The following is a 19,847-nucleotide window of genomic DNA, read 5'->3' as shown; positions in this document are numbered from 1 at the left end:
GTCAGCTGCCGGTGGAGCGGAAGCTCTCCCCCTGTGCGGAGAGGGCGTAGTTCCAGGCATCCCGGACTATTTGATCGATGCCGCTGTGCTTGGCCTTCCAGCCAAGATCCCGGTTCGCGCCACTGGCGTCGGCCACAAGAATTGCCGGGTCGCCCGCGCGGCGCCCTTCCTCGAGCACGGCGAAGTCGCGCCCGGAGATGCGGCGTACCATGTCGATGACTTCGCGGACGCTGTGACCGGTGCCGGTGCCCAGGTTGTAGGCCCTTATTCCGGGCAGGTCGGTCTCAAAAAGGTTGTTGAGCGCGGCCACGTGACCGGTGGCGAGATCGTTGACGTGGATGTAGTCACGAATACAGGTGCCGTCGGGTGTCTGATAGTCCGTGCCGAAGATTTTGATGGCCGCCCGCGTTCCCAGCGCCGCCTCAATGATCAAAGGGATCAGGTGGGTTTCCGGCGTATGGCGTTCACCGGTTCTGCACTGCGGATCGGCACCGGAGGCGTTGAAATAACGCAGAGCGATGGCCTGAAGACCGTGAGCCGACGCGGTGGCCTCCAGCATGGTTTCCACCATGGATTTGGTGTGTCCGTACGGATTGACCGGATTGCGCGGAAGCCCCTCATTCAGGGGTTTTCCGTCCGGGAGGTTACCGTACACTGCCGCCGTCGAGGAAAAGACCAGCCTGCGGATGCCGGTTTCCTGCATCGCCTCCAGCAGTGACAGAGTGGAGGCCACATTGTTTCGAAAGAACGGGAGCGGTCCAACCACGGACTGTCCAGCCTCGATCAGGGCGGCAAAGTGGATCACGCCATCAATGTCATGGTCGCGCAGCGTCGAGACAAGGCGGTCCCTGTCGGAAAGTTCCCCTTCCACCAAAGTGGTTCCGAAACAGGCATCGCGGTGTCCGGTGGAGAAATTGTCGTAAACAACCGGATTAAATCCGGCTTCCCGTAAAGCGAGTGTTGTATGTGATCCGATATAGCCGGCACCGCCGACGACAAGTACGTTTTTATTTGCCCGGTTCATAATATCCTCGTTACGCACAAAACAAACACGGCATGTTGGGCAGCAGAATGCCGTCGATTATCTTTTGTAAGCTGAGGCCGGGTGTGAATTAGGCCCAACCGTCCCTCTACTGTCCCTTAACGATGTTTAGACCTTTTTAAGTCTGCTGTGTAGCGGAAATTGAGGTTACACTTTGTGCTCATGGGACAGGCCGGTGCCGTTCGTCTTAATCAAACGTTATCCAGTGGCCGGCTTTTCATGATTTGGCAGTATTCTTTTAGGTTTGTTTAAACAAACTCACGTATCCCTGAAGTTGTGGAAAGCGAAGTTGGCGGCGGCTTCGTGCGTTCTGGTCGGGATCTTGTCATGTTTATTCAAAATCGAAGCACTTTTTATCACGATAATACGGTTGAATACGACGAGAGCGACTGGACCAATGAAATCAACCGGTTGCGGGATCGGGTTGAGCTGCTTGAGAAGGTGGTGAGCAACTTCCCCGGCGGGCTTTCTCTGTTTGATGAGAACCTTCAGATGGTTCTGTGCAACTACCGCCAGTTTGAGATGCTGGAATATACGGATGATCTGCTTCAGAACGGCCTGCCGACGATGGAGGAGCTGTTCCGTTACAATGCGGAGCGGGGCGAGTACGGCCCGGGTGACGTGGAGATGCATGTGCGGCGGCGCATGGCGTTGGCGAAAAAGCAGTTGCAGCACTGTTACGAGCGGGAACGGCCCAATGGCGACGTACTGGAGATCCGGGGTGCGCCGCTTGAGGGTGGCGGGTTTGTGACGACCTATACGGATGTGACCGAGCGGCGGCGGGATCAGGATCTCATCGAGCATCTGACGCGGCATGATGCGCTGACCTGTCTGACGAACCGGATGCTGTTCAATGACCGGCTGGAACTGGCGACGGCGCAGGTGCGGCGCGGGGCCACGATTGCGGTGCACATGGTCAACCTGGACAACTTCCGCCAGGTCAACGAGGAGTTTGGCCGCAGGACCGGGGATGAGGTTCTGAAGCTCTTTGCCCAGCGGTTGCGGGCGACGGTGCGGGACACGGACACGGTGGCGCGGCTGGATGGGGACGAGTTTGGCGTCATCCAGACGGGTGTGCCGGAGCCGGAGAACGCGATGCGGCTGGCCGACCGGATTTTGGATGTGCTGGACCGGCCCTTGGAGGTGGATGGCAACCAGATCCGCTTGACCTGCAGCTGCGGCATCGTACTGGCGCCGGAGCAGGGCACGGATCCGGATGAGTTGATGACCAAGGTCGATCTGGCGGTCTACAAGAGCCGCAGCTGTGGTGGGCGGCAGTTCAACTTCTATACCGAGGACATTGTTCGGAAACCGGCGGTGAACGGGTAGGGTCGCTTCGTGGCCTGAAAGCTCCGGCTCTCGCTGGGCTCAAGCGCGAATTCTTCTGTCCCTGAGTGAAAGCGCCGTTGCGCTACGCGGCTTCGTTGCGTGCCTTGATCTCATCCCAGGCGCGGTTGATGGCGGTGATCCGGGCCGTGGCAAGGGTGATGGACTCGGACGGGAGGCCTCGGGCGATCATGACATCGGGGTGGTTTTCGCGGATCAGGTCGCGCCAGTGTTTGCGTATTTCGGGCAATTTGGCGTCGCGTGAGACGCCGAGCACCTGCCAGGGGTCGCTGTCGGGTCCGGTCAGCTGGCGGGCCTCGATGGCGCTGAAGGCGGCCTCGGATATGCCGAAGATTTCCGCGACGCGGCGCAGGAAGCCTTCCTCGTTTTCGTGGTAGTGGCCGTCTGCCATGGCGATGTGGAAAAGCCCCTCAAGGATGTCCTCGAGGATGCGGGGGCGGTCGCGAAACATTGACGCGATGCGGCCCGCATAGACGTCGAAACCGGCAATATCCTGACGGGCGAGGTTAAAGACGCGGGCGGCGGCGGCCTCCTCGGAGGCGCTGATGCGAAAGACGCGGCGGAAGGCGGCGACCTCGGAGGTTTTCACCTGACCGTCGGCCTTGGCCATTTTGGCGCCGAGCCCGACCACGGCAATGGTGAAGGCGACCGAGCGTTCGGGCGGAGTTTTGGGTCCGAGGAAAAAGGAGGACAGCTGCTCACCGCGGGCGATGAGCGAGGTTATGGCTTCTCCAATTCGGCTCCAGATTGACATGGGCCGAACCTATTGAATTTCCGGCATGTTGCGCCAGCGAAAAGTGATCGTCATGGGACTGTCACCTCCATGACGTAATTGGCCAGGCCCGCGCCGCCGCGGGTGATGGTCTGCTGTTTCACGATGGTCCAGCCGTGGCGTTCGAAGAAGGGTCGCGCGGCGAGGCTCGCGTGGGTTTTGAGGCGGTGCATCCCACGGCGGGAGGCCTCCGTGGTGATGGCGTTGAGCAGGGCGGAGCCGATGCCCTGGCCCGTATGGGCGGGGTCGACGAAGGCGAGGTCGATATAGCCGTTTTCGTCGAGGGTCATGAAGCCTGCGAGGTCGGGACCGGTCTCGGCGATGACTGCGTATTGGGAATTGAGACGCTCGCGCCAGCAGGTGGTTTCGGGGCGTTGTGGTGCCCACGCCCGGCGCTGCTCGGTCGTGTAGTGGTCGCGCGTGCCCTCGTGGATGGCGCGGTAGAACAGGTCGGCTGTGGCCGCGGCGTCCGGGTCGGTGAAGAGGCGGAGGGTGATTTCGGGCATCGGGTCAGGGGGCGCCGGTGGCGCAGGCGGAGCCGGGGTCCTGCTCGCCCAGGTACTGGATGCGGCGTGCGGTGTCGAAGGTGGCGAGGCTGATGTCGCAGGCGGTGTCGCGGCTGAGGATGTTCCAGAGTTTGACGTGGCCGTCGTCGCCCGCGGAGGCAAAACGCATGTCGCCGGGGATGGAGGTGAGGCGCCAGGCGGTGCTGCCATGGGCGCCCTCAATGGTGGTGATTTTGCGTCCAGAATGAAAATCCCAGAGGTGGATGTTTCCGCGGCGGTCGGAGGCCGCGATGGTCGAGCCGTCACCGAGAATGGCGACATCTGTCACGCCGCCGGTGTGGCCGGTGAAATCGGCCAGGCGCTCGCCGGTTTCGCGATCCCAGACGGAAACGACTTCGTCGCTGGAGCCGGTGGCGACGAGGCGGTTGTCGGGGCTGAAATCCATGGTCCAGACCACGTCGATGCCAACGTCGAGTTGCAGAGCCTGGTCGCGGTTGCCGTGGGGCCAGTACCACGCTTTGCCCGCGCCGGTGGTGTAGCCCATGTAGCTGCCGTCGTCGGAGACGGCGGCGCGGGTGACGTTGCCCTCATTGGAGGGTACCGCGTGGGAGAGGGTTCCATCGGCGAGGTTCCACAGGCGCAGGGCGTTGTCGCTGGCCGTGAGCAGCGTGGTGTCGTCGAGATACTGCACCGACCAGACGGCCTGGCCGCCGGTGGAGAGGCGCGTGGCGGGGCCGGGGCCTGTGACGTCACTGACCAGGATCACCCCGGCGCGGTCGGCGCTGGCGATGCCGGTGCCATCGGGGGAAACGGCAACGGCCCAGACGCCGTGTTCGTGGCCCGTGATGTCGGGGCCGCGTTCTCCTGTGGCGGGATACCAGACATGCACCTCGCCGCTGTCGTCGCCAAAGGCCACGAAATCGGGGCCGAGCGCGATGCCCTTGGCCTTGCGGTCGGGCAGGGTCAGGTCCTGGGCCAGGGGGCGGCCGGGTGCGATGGACCAGAAGCGGACGAGCTGGTCCGCACCGAGAGTGACGGCGGTGGTGCCATCGCGGGAGATGTCCATGCCGATGATACGGCCGTCGTGGCCGGGGCCGGAGGAGAAGGTCTCGCCGCCCTGGCTTTCGGACCAGACGTAGATGCGGCCCTCGGCTCCGGCGCCCAGCAGTGTGTCGCCGTCGGGCAGCCAGGCCACCGCGCCCATGCCGTGATGGGCCTCAAAGGCCGGGCCGAGTACGTCACCGGAGGGAAAGGCCACAATGGATGAGGTGCCGTCGCTGCTGACCGTAGCGATGCGGGTGCCCTGGGGGTTGAAGCGAAGCTGCCAGACGTCGCTGGTGTGCGCGTCGGTGATGGGCGGGAAGAGATCCCCGCCGTCCGGAAAGCTCCAGCCGAAAATCCGGCCCACGCCGTCGCCTGCGAGCACCGCGTCTCCGGCGGGGCTAAAGGTGACGCTGATATAGCCCGACGGCCGATTGCTGAAGGGGGTGCCAGTTTGACTGTCGCCGTGGACGTCCCAGAGGCGGATGATCTGGTCCTCTCCGGCGGAGGCGGCGACCTCGCCATCGGGGCTCCAGGCCGACTGCCACATGATGTCGGAGATTACGCCCACGGTTTCGCTGGTACCGAGAAATCCGTCATCGACGGCCCAGGATTTGATCTGGCCGGAATTGCCCGTGGCGAGGAAATGCGTACCGGAGGCATCGAAGGTCAGATCCTCGATCCCTCCGATGCCTGCATCCACGGGGGTTCCGATAATGCTGCGGGTTCTGGCGTCGATCAGGCGGATGAGCCCGTCGCGCCCGCCGGTGACGGCAAGGGTGCCGTCCGGGGACATGGCGACGGAGAGGGCGTCACCTACGGCAAGCGGGCTGCCGAGCAGCATGGGGCCGCCGGCCGCGATGTTTTTGCGGGCGGTGGCCATGGCGGTGCGGGCGTCCCAGGTGTTGGCCGGTGAGGGTGAGCGGGCGATGGATTCGGCGGCGAGATGAAGCGCGAGCAGGGGGTCATCCTGGACCAGGCCGTTTGCCACGGCGCCAAGGGAACCGGCGAAACGGGCATTGGCCTCCTGCGTGGCAAGTTCGGCGCGGGCCTCGTTCTGGCGGGCGCGATCGGACTCGTTGACGGCCACGAAGGAGGCGATGGTGGCACCGATGGCGAGGGTGGCGAGCGCGCCCACGGCGATGGCGCGTCGGCGCCGGGTGCGCTGTTCGAGGGCGGCCTCGGCTGCCTCCGCTTCCTCGCGGGCTTTCTCGGAAGCCTCGATGAAGGAGGTTTCCAGCGGACCGGCGCTGGGTCGGTTTTTGTCGTACCAGTCACGGGCGACGATCAGCATGGCCCCGCGCAGCAGCAGGTCGCTGTCGTGGTTGTTGGACTGCCAGTCATCGGCAAGCTGAATGATGCGCTGGCGGGTGCGCAGGTCGGCACGGGATTCCTCGATCCAGTTGCGCAGGCGCGGCCAGGAGCGGAGCAGGGCCTCGTGGGTGATCTGAACCGTGCGGTCGTCGACGGTCAGCAGGCGCGCGTCGGTGAGAAGCTCCACAATGCGTTTGAGCCGGTCGCTGTCGGCGGAGCGTTCGAGTTCCGAGCGGCTGATGATGCGTCGGGAATCGGATGTGCCCTCGCCCGGGGTGACGAGGCTCAGAAGCAGGTGTCGGGCCGCCTCGTGTTCGCCGCTGACGAGGCGGTCGTCGAAGATCTCGTCGGCGGTCTGGCGGATGGCGCCGGCCACGCCACCGGCGGCGCGGTAGCCCTCCAGCGTCAGGGTCGCGCCCTTGCGGCGGGCCCAGGTTTCCACGAGCGCGTGGGAGACGAGGGGCAGGGAGCCGGAGGAGTCGCCCGCGTCGTCGATGATGGCGTCGACCAGATCGCGTTCGAGGTAGTAGCCGGAGACCCGCGCCGGTTCGGTGATGGAGCGACGCAGTTCGGCGGAACTCATCGGGCCGACCAGCACCTGGTTGTGGGTGATGGCGTCCACCAGCCATTTGTTCGAGGCGCAGGCGGAGTAAAAATCGGCGCGGATGGCCAGCACAATGCGGCAGCGGTTGTCTGCCTGGTCGGTGATTGAAGCGAGCGCGTCGAGGAATTTCTGGCGTTCGGTTTCCGCGTTGAGGGTGAACAGCTCCTCGAACTGGTCAATTACCAGAACCCGGGGGCCGTTGTATTCCCCGGCGGAGGCCAACTGGCGCGCCAGCGTGGGCCGGGCGATGAAGTCCTCCAGCGATATGCCGGTTTCCTGGTTGCGTCCGCGCAGGCGGTAGTAAAGCTCGGCGAGCGCGTCGCGGCCTGGGGTGAAGATGTCGACGGGCCAGCTGGAGCTGCCGGCCAGTTCGCCCTTGGCGAGAGCGGCGATGAGGCCCGCGCGGATCAGGGAGGATTTGCCGCTGCCCGAGGGGCCGCCGACCACAAGGATGGATTCGGAGCGCAGGCGGCGGAGCAGCTCGTCGATCAGGGCCTCGCGGCCGAAATAGCGGTCGCTGTCCTCCGGCTGAAAGGAGCGCAGGCCGAGATAGGGACATTCCTCGCTCTGGCCCGCTCCGGCCTGGCCGGTGACGATGGTGCGGGTTGGCCCCATCGCGGCCATGCGGGCCATGGCGTCCTGGACGGCGGCGAGCCAGGATTCGGCCCGGTCAAAGCGGTCCTTCGCCTTTTCGGCCATGCCCTGGCGCATGACGGGCCAGAAGGGTTCGGGGAAGCGGACAAGTTCGCCCTGCATGTGTTTGGGCTGGGGCGGCGGGGTGCCGCACATGGCGTACCACAGAACGGCGGTGGCACCGAAAATGTCAGCCGTGGGGCGGATCTCGGCGTCCGGGTTCATCTGCTCGGGGGCGCGGAAGGCGGGGGTGCCGCCGATCATGGTCATCATCTGGTCGCGTTTTTCGAGATCCTTGGCGATGCCAAGGTCGGCGATCATGATGCGCTCGGTGAGCGGGTTGCCGGGATCGGCGGGTTTGGCCTGCATTTCGGTGATGTCGAAGATCTCGGTTTCGGCGTCGGCTGAGACGGGCTGCTGCGCGGCCTCGGATTGCAGGTCCAAAAGGCCGCCCGCGCTTTGGAAAAGGATGTTGTCGGGTTTGATGTCGCGGTGGATGACGCCGGCGCGGTGGATGGCGGAGAGACCATCGGCCATGGACTGTGCCAGGTGCATGGCGAATTCGGGTGTCAGGCCGGAATCGAGTTCGCTGCCGTTTTCACTGTTGCGCCGGACCCGGTCGGTAAGTGAGCCTTGGTCGGCGTAGTCCATGACGATATAGGGGCGGCCGTCCGGCAGCCGCCCGATATCATGCACCCCGACCACGCAGTGTGACCGGATGCGGCGGAGGAGGCGGGCCTCCTCGATAAAACGCGTGCGCGGGTCGGCGACGCCGGAATGGCGGCTGTCATCAAGGATTTTGATGGCAACGAGGGATTCAAGCTCCTCGTCCCAGGCAAGGGCGACCGTGGCGAAGGCACCCTGGCCTATGGGGCGGCGGACTACGTATCGACCAACATACTCCGGAAGCTGCACGCCTGGCGCTTAGTCGAGGATCTCGGCCAGATCCACGCAGTGAACCTGGTTGAAATCCAGAATGTCGTGGTTTCGGTCAGCGGGTGAGATGCAGAGCGTGGTGGCGCCATTGCGCACGGTGGTGGATGCGGCACTGGCCGTTGTGTAATTGGGATATTCCGAGGTCGGGTGCCAGTCACCCTGGGTCACGTTGCTGACGGTTTCGGCATTGGCGCTGACCTGCTGCACCGTGAAGTTTTCGCCCCACCAGATGTGGAAATGGTTTTTCGACATGTCGGGCAGGAAATTCGACTCGACCGTCAGGGTGACCTCCTCGCCGTTATTGCTGGCGGTGGTAAAGTAGGCGGTACATCCATCAACGGGACAGGCATTGTTTTCCTGTGCCACGGCCGGTGTCATGGTTGCGGTTGCCTGAAGCAGCATTGTTGCACAGGCCGCCAGACATGCGGTTTTGGTGGTATTCATTTAATTCGTCCTCACTGTTGGCACACGGATTTTGGAATTATTGGAACGGGCGCGCCATGTAATTAATACTACCGGATTTTTCCCTGAACTGATACAGTTTTTCGTGGATTTTTGGGGGTGAGCCTTGGCTGAGAGCTGTGCGTGTGTCCTGATTGCGGACATCACCGGGTCGACCGGTCTCTACGAGAGGCTGGGCAACGAGCGGGCCGTGGAGGTCATCGACCGTCTGCTCGCGCGGATGCAGGAGATCGTGCGCGCCCGGGAGGGGCACTGCGTTTCGACCAAGGGCGATGACGTTCTGAGTTTCTTCCCCCATGCCGGCCATGCTCTGGAGGCGGCGCTGGGCATGATCGAGGCCGCCGGGGATGGTGAACTGGGCATACATGCGGGGATGTATCACGGCGAGTTTGTGCATCTCGACGGGGATATTTACGGCAATGCCGTGAACACCGCCGCGCGACTGGCGGCGATGGCGAAACCTGGGGAGATACTGCTCGGGGACCGGTGTTTCGCGGATCTCTGTGAGGTTGCGCGGGGTCGGGTGACGCCACTGGGGAGGTTGCAGTTGCGTGGTAAGGAGGGCCGTACCGAGGTCTGGTCGCATTTTTCCACCGGGCCGGGCGATCAGACCGAGATCGAGCCAGGTGCTGCGGCGCTGGTGGCCGGGGCGTCGCGCCACGTGGTCATCACCCATGGCAGTGCGGAGTTCCGGGTGGGCGACGGCGAGATCCTGACCATAGGCCGGTCGGAGGAATGCATGCTCGTGGTGGGCAATGCCGGGGTTTCGCGCAGGCATGGGGTCGTTTCCGTGACCGGCGGGCTGGTCGAGTATACCGATCACAGTTCCACCGGCAGTCTGATGCGGACCCATGACGGGCAGGAGATCGCCATCCACCGGCGGACCACGATGCTGAACGGTCGTGGCATCCTTCAGATCGGCAAGGCGCCGGGCGGCCCGGCGGGGCTGTTGTACCGCGTGGTGGGCCTGTCGGACACGGAGGCGGGGGACACCACGCCGGCCCGCGTGGATGTTTAGGGTGGTCCATCGAAACCTGAGGTGCGAAGCGCGCACCACTACTTCCGGATAAGTTCACATAATTTCTCTTGTGAATCCCGGAACGGCGGGCAACCATGCCCCCGGGAAGCGGACCGGGTTGCCGGATCGCGTCATCGTGCGGGCAATTGCGGCCCGCGCGGCGGATAAAAAAGACTGAGAACACGGGAGGAATGAATGCCAGACATCAATCTAACGCTGAACGGTCAAGCCGTTTCCGGTACTGTGGAGAACCGGACTCTGCTTGTCGATTTTCTGCGTGAGGGGCTGGGGAAAACCGGAACCCATGTGGGCTGTGACACGGGCCAGTGCGGGGCATGCGTGGTGCATGTGGACGGCGTCTCGGTCAAATCCTGCAACGTTTTCGCCGTGGAACTGGACGGGTCCAAAGTCACCACCATCGAGGGTATGGCGAATGCCGACGGCTCGCTTGGTGTGATCCAGCAGGCTTTCCAGGACCATCACGGTCTGCAGTGCGGGTTCTGTACCCCGGGCATGGTGATGACCGCCGCGGCGCTTCTTAAGGAAAACTCCGATCCCTCAGAGGCTGAAATCCGCGAGTATCTGGACGGCAACATCTGCCGCTGTACCGGATACCACAACATCGTGAAATCGATCCAGGCGGCGGCTGCGGAAATGAACGCCTCGCCGGTGGCTGCCGAATAAAACCGTTCGGGCCCCACGCGGGTCGTGAAAACGGGTGCGGATTTTCAGGGAGAGAGACATGCCCAAAGACAGTGGGATTGGCGCCAGCTCCAAGCGGCGTGAGGATGTCCGGTTTCTGACCGGAAAAGGGAAATACACCGCCGATATTTCGGTGAAGGACCAGACATTTGCGGCCTTCGCCCGCTCATCGGTCGCGCATGGTCGCATCAACTCGATAGACATCGCTGCCGCGGAGGCGATGCCGGGCGTTCTGGCGGTGCTGACCGGAGAGGATTTTGCGGAGGTGGGTGGCAACCCGGCGGGCTGGCTAATTACCAGCCGCGACGGTGAGCCGATGAAGGAGCCCAAACGCTCGCCGCTTGCGATCGGCAAGGTGCGCCATGTGGGGGACGCCTATGCGGCCGTGATTGCCGAGACCGCCGCCCAGGCACGTGACGCGGTTGAGGCACTTGATGCGGATATTGAGGAACTCGACGCAATTGTTGACATGAGCGAGGCCATCGCGAACAGCGACAACCTGGTCCATGACGAGATCGGCACGAACCTCTGCTACGACTGGGGCTGGATCGAGGACAACAAGGCGGCAGTCGATGCCGCCTTTGAGAGTGCCCCGCATGTGACGAGTCTTGAACTGGTCAACAATCGTCTGTCGCCCAATGCTATGGAACCAAGGGTCTCCATCGGGGACTATGACGCCTCGACCGGGGATTACACGCTGCACACAACCTCGCAAAACCCGCATGTGACGCGGCTTTTGATCGGGGCGTTTGTGATGGGCATTCCGGAGAACAAGCTGACGGTGATCGCGCCGGATGTGGGTGGTGGTTTTGGGTCGAAGATCTATCACTACGGTGAGGAGGCGGTGGTTCTGGCCGCGTCCAAGAAGATCAACCGCCCGGTGAAGTGGGTCTGTGACCGCTCCGAGGCGTTTGTGACGGATGCCCACGGACGTGACCATGTGACGAAGATCGAACTGGCGACCGACAAGGAGGGTAACTTCCTCGCGGTCCGTACGGAGACGCAGGCCAATATGGGAGCGTATCTGTCGAACTTCGCCACCGTGACGCCCACTTTCCTGCATGGGACACTGATGGCGGGGCCGTATAAGACGCCGCATGTTTATGTGAACGTGAAGGCCGTCTTCACCAACACGGTGCCGGTGGACGCCTATCGCGGGGCCGGTCGGCCGGAAGCGACCTATTCGCTGGAGCGGGTAATCGACAAATGCGCCCGTGAGCTGGGCATCGATCAGCTGGAAATCCGCCGGAAGAACTTTATCCAGCCCGACCAGTTCCCGTACACGACGCCGGTGGCGCTGGTGTATGATACGGGCGACTACGATGCGACGCTCGACAAGGTGGCCGAGATTGGCGACCTGGCCGGGTTTGCCGCACGGCGGGAGGCCAGTGAGGCGAAGGGTAAGCTGCGCGGTCTGGGGATTTCGACCTGGATCGAGGCATGTGGCATCGCGCCGTCCGCTCTGGTCGGTCAGCTTGGTGCGCGTGTGGGCCTGTTCGATGCGGCAACCGTGCGTGTGAACGCAACTGGATCGCTCGCCGTCATGACAGGCGCGCACAGCCACGGACAGGGGCACGAGACCGTGTTCGCCCAGGTGGTGGCCGAGAAGCTTGGCATCGCCGAGGAGCAGATCGAGATCGTCCACGGGGATACCTCGAAGATCCCCTTCGGTATGGGCAGCTACGGCTCACGCTCGCTGGCTGTGTGTGGCTCTGCCATTGTGCGGGCGACGGAGAAAATCATCGCCAAGGCCACGAAGATCGCCGCACACATGATGGAGGCTGACGCAGCCGATGTGGTGTTCGAGAACGGCAACTTCACCGTGGCCGGAACGGACAAATCCAAGTCGTTCGGTGATGTGGCGCTTTGTGCCTATGTTCCGCACAACTTCCCCCATGAAGAACTGGAACCCGGTCTGGAGGAAAGCGCGTTCTACGACCCCGCGAACTTCACCTATCCGGCGGGCGCCTATGCCTGTGAGGTGGAGGTCGATCCCGACACGGGTGAGGTCGATGTGGTTGGCTTTGCCGCCGCGGATGACTTTGGCAACGTGATCAACCCGATGGTCGTGAACGGTCAGGTTCATGGCGGCGTGGGCCAGGGCATTGGTCAGGCGCTGATGGAATGCGTGGTGCATGATGGAAACGGTCAGCCGCTGACCGGGTCGTATATGGACTATGCGATGCCAAGGGCGAATGACGTGCCAAGTTATGTGGTGGATCATTCCTGCCAGACGCCGTGTACCCACAACCCGCTGGGTGTGAAGGGCTGCGGCGAGGCGGGGGCAATCGGCTCGCCGCCGGCTGTGGTTAACGCGGTGATCGATGCGTTGCAGTCCGGTGGCATCAACGTGACCCATGTGGACATGCCGGTATCGCCCTCACGGGTCTGGAACGCCATTCAGGCCGCCAAATAAACGGATTGGAGAACAGCAATGTACAACTTTGACTTTGTAAAACCGTCCACCGTTGATGAGGCGGTTGCGGCGCTGGCCGATGAGGACGCACAGGCGCTGGGCGGGGGGCAGACGCTCATCCCCACGCTGAAGCAGCGGCTTGCGATGCCGTCGAAGCTGGTGAGCCTCAAGGGTATCGACGGCCTCGACAAAATCTTCGTCGATCGCGGCGGCAACCTGGTGATTGGTGCGGCGGCAACGCATGCGCAGGTCGCGGCCACCACGGACTATCCCGCTCTCGCGTCGCTCGCGGCGCGGATCGGTGATCCGGCGGTGCGCAACCGTGGCACCATTGGCGGCAGCCTGGCCAATAACGACCCCTCCGCCTGTTATCCGGCGGGCGCGCTGGGCTCGGGGGCCACGATTGTGACCAACAGCCGCAGCATCGAGGCGGATGACTTCTTCGAGGGGCTGTTCGAGACGGCTCTGGAAGAGGGCGAGATCATCACCGAGGTGCGCTTCCCGATCCCGGAGAAGGCCTGCTACATGAAGTTCATCCAGCCGGCCTCGCGCTTCCCGCTGACAGCGGTGTTTGTGGCTAAATTCGCGGATGGCGTGCGGGTGGCCGTGACGGGCGCCTCAAATGATGGCGTGTTCCGCTGGAGCGATGCGGAGGCCGCGCTGAACACGACCTTCGAGGCGGGTTCCATCTCGGAGCTGTCCGTCGATGCCGATGACATGATCTCCGACATCCACGGCTCCTCCGAGTACCGCGCCCACCTTGTCAAGGTCATGACCGCCCGCGCGGTGAAGGCCGCTCTGTAGGGCGCACATGACCATTGCCCGGGGCCGCGTGGTTGGCCCCGGCGCTTACTGCGTCGCGCGGGTGGCGGTGATTTCCCAGTCGAATTTGGGGATGCCGGTGGCTGCGGCGATGTGGTCGAAGAGGAAGGCGGCGCGGAAGCTTCTGGCCTGTCCGGCGGGGATGTCGGGGCGGATCAGGGCGGTGGCCTCGCCGGTGATGAGGCAGTCGGCCGTGGTGCTCTCTTCCGTCGGGCAGTCAAGGGCGCGCATCAGGACCGTGACCTCCCGCAGGCGCCAGGTGTCGGAGCCGTTGACCGCGCGACCGTTGAGGATGATGCGGTTTCCGACGACCTCGAGGTCCGTCAGATCGATGGTGACCTCGTCCGGCGCAATGCGCTCGTACGCAAGGTCGGTTTCGGCCTCGCTGGCCCAAAAATACCAGGTCAGCAGCGCCACGACAGGAGCTGCGATCAGGAGCGCCATGACCCTGAATTCCGGCTTGAGGATCAGGAAGACCAGAAATCCGAAAACGGCTGCGAGAATGACAAAAATCGGCATGATGGGGATGTGGTAGCACGGGCGGGCATCAACGGTAAGGCCACGAAATCAAATTGTTCGTTTCATGACGCGGTTTGGCCGCAAATGCCCGTGATGGTTGATTTAACCGATGCGTGAACGGCAGAATACCGCAGGGTCAGTTTAAGGGAATCGGGACATGCGAATTTTGCTTTCGGCTTTGTTGGTGGCGGTGGGGATATCACCTGCCTCGGCACAGGGGGACATACCGGCGCCCGCGTCAAAACTCAGCCGGGCCGAGGCGGTGAATGGCTATATGCAGCCCGCGATCCCGCGTCCGGAACAGGAGGCGGCCGCTGCGCAGAAGCTGGCGGCGTTTGAGGAACGGACGGGCCGGAAGCCGAATATCCTTTTGTTCATCATTGATGACATGGGCTGGGGCGACCCTGGCGTTTATGGCGGTGGCGGGATGATCGGCGCGGCGACGCCCGAGATTGACCGGCTGGCGCAGGAGGGGCTTATGCTGACCTCCACCTATGCCCAGTACACCTGCACGCCGACACGGGCGGCGGTTTATACGGGGCGACTGCCTGCGCGCACGGGCCTGATCCGGCCAATTTTGGCCGGGGACGACGTGAAGACGAACCCCTGGGAAGGCGAGTTGAGCGTGGCGGGGCTCCTGTCCGATGCCGGATACCACACGATGCTGGTGGGCAAGTGGCATGTGGGCGAGGGTGAGGGCATGCGGCCTCACGATGTGGGGTTTGACGAGTTCTACGGGTTTTATCGGGCGCAGAAAGAATACACCCAGGAAGTTTATCCGCAGCGGTATCCGGACCTGGTGCTGGATGAGGACAAACTGGAACGGTATCGCGGCATTGGGGCTGACCGGGATCTGGTCTACGGGCTGAAGGACGGAACCACCGAGGTGGTCGAGGTCATCGACAGCATGGAGAAGATGGCTGAAGGCGACGTCATGCTCCGTGACTATACGATTGAGCGTCTGGGCGAACTGGCGGGGGGCGACAAGCCGTTTTTCCTCAGTCATTCCTTTATGAAGGTTCATGCCGACAATTTCCCGGCGGAGGCGTTCGTTGGGGCCAGCGCATCAAAATATCCCTTTCGGGACAGTGTCGTTGAGGTGGACGCACATATTGGGGCGATTGTGGCGCGCCTCGAGGAGGTGGGCGAGCTTGAGAACACGTTTATCTTCGTGACTTCAGACAACGGCCCGCAAATGGACAGCTGGCCGGACAGTGGCTACACGCCGTTTCGCGGCGCAAAAGGCACGACCTGGGAGGGTGGCGTGCGTGTGCCGGGGATCGCCTACTGGAAGGGTATGATTGAGCCGGGGCGGCGGTCGGACGGGCTGTTTGATCTGATGGACCTGTTCAACACGTCGCTGACGCTGGGTGGCGTGTCGACGGATGTGCTGCCCGATGACCGGTACTATGACGGGATCGATCAGACATCTTTCCTGTTGCTTGAGGATGGGGAGAGCCGCCGGGAGCATGTCTACAACTGGCTGGGCGATCAGCTCACGGCAATGCGGATGCGGGAGTACAAGGCGCATCTGCTGGTGTCACTGGCGCAGGAGAAGTTCCTGTGGATAGACATGGCTACCGTGGTCCCGACCGGTCTCGCGCCGTGGCTGTTCAACCTCTACGTGGACCCCAAGGAGGAATACCCGGTTGGCCACCGCATGAATGCCTGGACTGCGTCACTTGGCGCGGAGCTGAAGGCGCATGGCGCGACATTTGTGAAGTTTCCGCCCAAGGATCTGGGGCTCTGAAATTTCGCCGCGACTGTTCGGGTCGCGGCACGTTCATCTTTAAATTTGTCATGGATGGAGGCTGCCGATTGGCTGCCCCAAAGCGTGCAGGCATGCGCGCCTGGCCCTGTTTTTGTGCAGGTTATTGCGGCGATTTTTGGTAAAGTTTTACCAGTTGATAAAAAAATGGAACCGTGCAAACCTTTCTGTATTGGATCAGCCAGGAGAGCAGTCATGCCAGCCAGTCCACGCAGTCCAGGTATAGTCGCAGGAAGGCTCGATGCCGGGGCACTTGCCGAACGGTTTTCCGACATATCGCCCCGGCTTGACCCCCATGAGGCCCTAGTGGCGGCCGATCGCTGTTACTTTTGCCATGATGCGCCGTGCATGGAGGCGTGTCCGACATCAATCGACATTCCGCTGTTCATTCGTCAGATCGCGACCGGCACGCCGGAGGCGGCGGCGCGGACCATTCTGGACCAGAACATTCTGGGCGGAATGTGCGCGCGGGTCTGTCCGACCGAAACGCTCTGTGAGGAGGTCTGCGTTCGCGAGACGGCCGAGGGAAAACCGGTGGAGATCGGGCGTCTACAGCGCTATGCGACCGACACGCTGATGGATGCCGGTGTGCATCCCTTTTCCCGGGCGGAAGTGACGGGCAAACGGGTGGCGGTTGTGGGGGCAGGGCCGGCGGGTTTGTCCTGCGCGCACCGTTTGGCAATGCATGGGCATGATGTGGTGGTGTTTGACGCGCGTGAGAAACCGGGCGGTCTGAACGAGTTTGGGATTGCCAGCTACAAAAGTGTGGATGGCTTTGCGCAGCGCGAGATTGACTGGCTTCTGCAGATCGGCGGTATTGAAATCCACGACGGGCAGACGCTGGGTGACGCGATCACGCTCGACGGGCTGGTGGCGGAATACGACGCGGTGTTCCTTGGCATGGGACTTGCCGGTGTGAATTCCCTGGGCGTTGAGGGCGACGACCGCGGGAATGTGACGGATGCGGTCGATTTCATTGCCGATCTGCGACAGGCGGAGGATCTGACCGGTTTGCCGGTTGGGCGCCATGTGGTGGTGATCGGTGGCGGCATGACGGCGATTGATGCCGCGGTTCAGTCGCGGCTTCTGGGGGCGGAGATCGTCACGCTGGTCTATCGCCGCAGTCAGGAGCGCATGGCGGCTTCGGTGTGGGAGCAGGACTTGGCGACTTCGAAGGGCGTTACCATCATCCACAATGCCATGCCGCTGCGGGTCATCGGGAATGGAGCGGTGCGCGAGATGGAGTTTGAGTACACCCGCGACGGCGCGGGTGGTCTGGAGCCTGCGGGCGAGACCTTCCGCCTGCCCGCCGATCAGGTGTTCCGGGCAATTGGCCAGAAGCTGGAGGGCGCGCCCGACGGGTTGACGCTTGAGCGCGGCAAGATTGCGGTGACGGGCGCGGGCCGGACCAGCCTCGCTATGGTCTGGGCCGGGGGCGACTGCGCCTCGGGCGGTGACGACCTGACCGTGACGGCGGTGGCTGAGGGCCGTGACGCCGCCGAGGACATTCACGCAAAACTCATGGAGGCCTGAGCGATGGCTGATCTGCGGACCGAATTCGTGGGTGTGAAAAGCCCGAACCCGTTCTGGCTCGCCTCCGCGCCGCCAACCGACAAGGAATACAACGTGCGCCGGGCCTTCGAGGCCGGATGGGGCGGTGTTGTGTGGAAAACCCTGGGCCTCGACCCGCATGTGGTGAACGTGAACGGGCCGCGCTATGGCGCGGTCTGGGGCGCGGACCGGCGGCTTTTGGGGCTCAACAACATTGAGCTGATCACCGACCGGCCGCTTGAAACCAACCTGCGTGAGATCAAGGCGGTCAAGCAGGATTGGCCGGACCGGGCGATGATCGTAAGCCTGATGGTGCCCTGTGACGAGGAAAGCTGGAAATATATCCTGCCGCTTGTGGAGGAGACCGGTGCGGATGCGGTGGAGCTGAATTTCGGCTGTCCGCACGGCATGAGCGAGCGGGGAATGGGTTCGGCCGTGGGTCAGGTGCCGGAATATATTGAGATGGTCACGCGCTGGTGCAAGGCGAACACCCGGATGCCGGTTTTCGTGAAGCTGACGCCGAACATCACCGATATCCGTCATCCGGCGCGTGCGGCAAAGGCCGGGGGCGCGGATGCGGTTTCCCTGATCAACACGATCAATTCGATCACCTCGGTCAATCTCGATCTGTTCGCGCCGGAGCCGACGATTGATGGCAAGGGCAGTCACGGTGGCTATTGCGGGCCGGCGGTGAAGCCGATTGCGCTCAACATGGTTGGTGAGATTGCCCGCGATCCGGAGACGGCGGGTCTGCCGATCAGCGGGATCGGCGGCATCACCACCTGGAGGGATGCGGCGGAGTTTATCGCGCTCGGCGCGGGATCGGTGCAGGTCTGTACCGCGGCCATGACCTACGGGTTCAAGGTGGTCCAGGAGATGATTTCCGGCCTGAACCAATGGATGGACGAAAGCGGCCACGCCGACATCGACGCCATTTGCGGGCGGGCGGTGCCGAACATTTCGGACTGGCAGTACCTGAACCTCAATTACGTGGCGAAGGCAAAGATCAACCAGGATCTCTGCATCAGCTGTGGCCGGTGTTTCGCGGCCTGTGAGGATACCAGCCACCAGGCGATTGCGATGAACCCAGGGCGTGTGTTTGAGGTGAAGGACGATGAATGCGTGGCCTGTAACCTCTGCGTCAATGTCTGCCCGGTCGAGGGTTGCATTACCATGGAGCCGATGACACCCGGCGAGACCGATCCGCGGACCGGCAAGGTGGTTGAGAAGGACTACGCCAACTGGACGACGCATCCGAACAACCCGATGGCGAAGGCGGCGGAGTAGGCCGGTTCAGGCGGGCTGCCACAGCTCGATTGGATTGCCTTCGGGATCGTTGAGCCAGGCGAAGCTGCCGTTGGGATATGGACTGTCGGGGTCGCGGCGGACTTCGATGCCGGCCGCCTCAAGCTGAAAAATCATGGCGTTCACGTCTCGGACGCGGAAATTCAGCATGAAGGATTTTTTGCGGTTTCCGAAATAACTGGTGTCCTGCCTGCAGGGCGCGAATACGGTCGGGCCTTCGGTCTGCTGCCAGCAGGGGGTTTCGTAGTCGCCGGGGACCTCGTCTATGCCGAGGTGATCGGCGTACCATTTTGCGAGTGCTTCGGGATTTTTTGCGCGGAAGAAGAACCCGCCAAAGCCCAGTATCTTTTCCATGACCCGCTCCCCGCACCGGTTCCGATGGCCGGATGGTAGCAGATTACGGGCGGCGGACCAAAACCTGTCAGCCGAGGATGCGGTTCAGGTTTGAAAATGCGGTGTTCAACCCGGTCAGGCGCGGGTGGCCGGGCCAGGGCAGCCAGATGCTGGAGCACCAGGCAACGGCCCAGGTCAGATGCGGGTTTGCACAAAGAATGAGGATCTGACCGAAGAGGAAGCGGAGCAGGAGTGTGGCCCGTGACGTTCGCTCACCGACGGTGCTGGAGGAAAACCGATTGGTCCATGTCGGGATACTGCGGGGCATTCCGGTGACTCCGTGCCAGTTGCGAACGAAGTCTTTTTATCCCGGTTTCGTGCCCGTTGCCTGAATCGCCAGGGCAGCGAACGGTCTTAAGCGGAGGCGTCGAGAAGCTGCCCGGAAAAGAAGCTGTTGCCCTGGGAGAAAGCCTGGGCCGCGGAGAGAACACGTGTGGCGATCGGGGCGCGGGTGTGCTGCACCATCATGCCCGGCGCGTGGGTGTCATCAGCGATACGGCGCGGTGCGGGGCGTTTGGCACCAACGGTCACGGCGTCGGTTGCGTCCTCACGGATACGGCGCGTTTTTGCTTTTGTGGGCGTGACCGGACGGGGTGCCATCCGCATCTGGAGTTCAGAGCCGTTTATGTGAATTGCCGCGTTGATATACATGATCCGACTTCGCCTAAAATTTCTCTACAGTTTTAACAGAATAGG

General features: G+C 62.8%; 17 protein-coding genes. 8 read left to right on the top strand and 9 right to left on the bottom strand.

Annotated features, from left to right (window positions below):
- Nucleotide 1: 1 nt before the first annotated feature.
- Nucleotides 2-1,024: a UDP-glucose 4-epimerase GalE gene (gene galE / locus ACP15P_RS01200; RefSeq protein WP_424926663.1), complete on the bottom strand. Its 1,023-nt coding sequence runs from the start codon at nt 1,022-1,024 to the stop codon at nt 2-4.
- A gap of 345 nt (nt 1,025-1,369) precedes the next feature.
- Here galE and ACP15P_RS01195 point away from each other — a divergent pair, with 345 nt between their 5' ends.
- On the top strand, nt 1,370-2,371 hold the full coding sequence (locus ACP15P_RS01195) for a diguanylate cyclase domain-containing protein (RefSeq protein WP_424926662.1): 1,002 nt from the start codon (nt 1,370-1,372) through the stop codon (nt 2,369-2,371).
- 82 nt (nt 2,372-2,453) lie between these two features.
- Here ACP15P_RS01195 and ACP15P_RS01190 read toward each other — a convergent pair whose 3' ends face one another.
- Genes ACP15P_RS01190 through ACP15P_RS01175 form a run of 4 tightly spaced genes read right to left on the bottom strand, consistent with a single transcriptional unit; the run spans nt 2,454 to nt 8,639 of the window.
- Nucleotides 2,454-3,143 carry a TerB family tellurite resistance protein gene (locus ACP15P_RS01190; protein ID WP_424926661.1) on the bottom strand — a complete coding sequence of 230 codons (690 nt, stop codon included), beginning with the start codon at nt 3,141-3,143 and terminating at the stop codon, nt 2,454-2,456.
- A 50-nt stretch (nt 3,144-3,193) separates the two neighbouring features.
- On the bottom strand, nt 3,194-3,667 hold the full coding sequence (locus ACP15P_RS01185; protein ID WP_424926660.1) for a GNAT family N-acetyltransferase: 474 nt from the start codon (nt 3,665-3,667) through the stop codon (nt 3,194-3,196).
- Nucleotides 3,668-3,671: 4 nt separating this feature from the next.
- Nucleotides 3,672-8,174: an nSTAND1 domain-containing NTPase gene (locus tag ACP15P_RS01180; protein WP_424926659.1), complete on the bottom strand. Its 4,503-nt coding sequence runs from the start codon at nt 8,172-8,174 to the stop codon at nt 3,672-3,674.
- Between the two features lie 9 nt (nt 8,175-8,183).
- Entirely contained in the window at nt 8,184-8,639 is a 456-nt protein-coding gene (locus ACP15P_RS01175; protein WP_424926658.1) for a hypothetical protein, read from the bottom strand.
- 124 nt (nt 8,640-8,763) lie between these two features.
- Between ACP15P_RS01175 and ACP15P_RS01170 the strand changes: the two genes are divergently transcribed.
- The 4 genes from ACP15P_RS01170 to ACP15P_RS01155 all read left to right on the top strand — a co-directional run bounded on the left by ACP15P_RS01170 (nt 8,764) and on the right by ACP15P_RS01155 (nt 13,597).
- Nucleotides 8,764-9,675: an adenylate/guanylate cyclase domain-containing protein gene (locus ACP15P_RS01170; protein WP_424926657.1), complete on the top strand. Its 912-nt coding sequence runs from the start codon at nt 8,764-8,766 to the stop codon at nt 9,673-9,675.
- 195 nt (nt 9,676-9,870) lie between these two features.
- Entirely contained in the window at nt 9,871-10,359 is a 489-nt protein-coding gene (locus tag ACP15P_RS01165; protein WP_424926656.1) for a (2Fe-2S)-binding protein, read from the top strand.
- Nucleotides 10,360-10,417: 58 nt separating this feature from the next.
- Nucleotides 10,418-12,793, top strand: coding sequence for a xanthine dehydrogenase family protein molybdopterin-binding subunit (locus tag ACP15P_RS01160; RefSeq protein ID WP_424926655.1), 2,376 nt, complete (start codon nt 10,418-10,420; stop codon nt 12,791-12,793).
- 18 nt (nt 12,794-12,811) lie between these two features.
- Nucleotides 12,812-13,597 carry an FAD binding domain-containing protein gene (locus ACP15P_RS01155; protein WP_424926654.1) on the top strand — a complete coding sequence of 262 codons (786 nt, stop codon included), beginning with the start codon at nt 12,812-12,814 and terminating at the stop codon, nt 13,595-13,597.
- A 45-nt stretch (nt 13,598-13,642) separates the two neighbouring features.
- On the opposite strand, the gene ACP15P_RS01150 is transcribed toward ACP15P_RS01155, so the two are convergent.
- Entirely contained in the window at nt 13,643-14,134 is a 492-nt protein-coding gene (locus tag ACP15P_RS01150; protein WP_424926653.1) for a hypothetical protein, read from the bottom strand.
- Nucleotides 14,135-14,291: 157 nt separating this feature from the next.
- Between ACP15P_RS01150 and ACP15P_RS01145 the strand changes: the two genes are divergently transcribed.
- From ACP15P_RS01145 to preA, 3 genes are all read left to right on the top strand, one after another.
- Nucleotides 14,292-15,884 (top strand): sulfatase-like hydrolase/transferase, encoded by a 1,593-nt coding sequence (locus ACP15P_RS01145; protein WP_424926652.1) that lies wholly within the window; start codon nt 14,292-14,294, stop codon nt 15,882-15,884.
- 213 nt (nt 15,885-16,097) lie between these two features.
- A complete protein-coding gene (locus ACP15P_RS01140; RefSeq protein ID WP_424926651.1) occupies nt 16,098-17,435 on the top strand; it encodes an NAD(P)-dependent oxidoreductase in 1,338 nt (445 codons plus the stop codon).
- Between the two features lie 3 nt (nt 17,436-17,438).
- Nucleotides 17,439-18,740 (top strand): NAD-dependent dihydropyrimidine dehydrogenase subunit PreA, encoded by a 1,302-nt coding sequence (gene preA / locus ACP15P_RS01135; protein WP_424926650.1) that lies wholly within the window; start codon nt 17,439-17,441, stop codon nt 18,738-18,740.
- A gap of 6 nt (nt 18,741-18,746) precedes the next feature.
- Here the strand turns inward: preA and ACP15P_RS01130 are convergent, their stop codons facing one another.
- The 3 genes from ACP15P_RS01130 to ACP15P_RS01120 form a co-directional block, all read right to left on the bottom strand.
- Nucleotides 18,747-19,112 (bottom strand): VOC family protein, encoded by a 366-nt coding sequence (locus ACP15P_RS01130; protein WP_424926649.1) that lies wholly within the window; start codon nt 19,110-19,112, stop codon nt 18,747-18,749.
- 67 nt (nt 19,113-19,179) lie between these two features.
- The gene (locus tag ACP15P_RS01125) at nt 19,180-19,419 is read right to left on the bottom strand and encodes a hypothetical protein (RefSeq protein ID WP_424926648.1); all 240 of its coding nucleotides are present in this window, start codon (nt 19,417-19,419) and stop codon (nt 19,180-19,182) included.
- A gap of 86 nt (nt 19,420-19,505) precedes the next feature.
- On the bottom strand, nt 19,506-19,802 hold the full coding sequence (locus ACP15P_RS01120) for a hypothetical protein (protein WP_424926647.1): 297 nt from the start codon (nt 19,800-19,802) through the stop codon (nt 19,506-19,508).
- Nucleotides 19,803-19,847: the final 45 nt, after the last annotated feature.

It is taken from the genome of Amaricoccus tamworthensis (genome assembly GCF_049800875.1).
In the GTDB taxonomy this organism is placed as follows: Bacteria; Pseudomonadota; Alphaproteobacteria; order Rhodobacterales; family Rhodobacteraceae; genus Amaricoccus; species Amaricoccus tamworthensis.
Note: the sequence above shows the minus strand (reverse complement) of the source record. Positions and strands in the feature narration are given on the sequence as shown.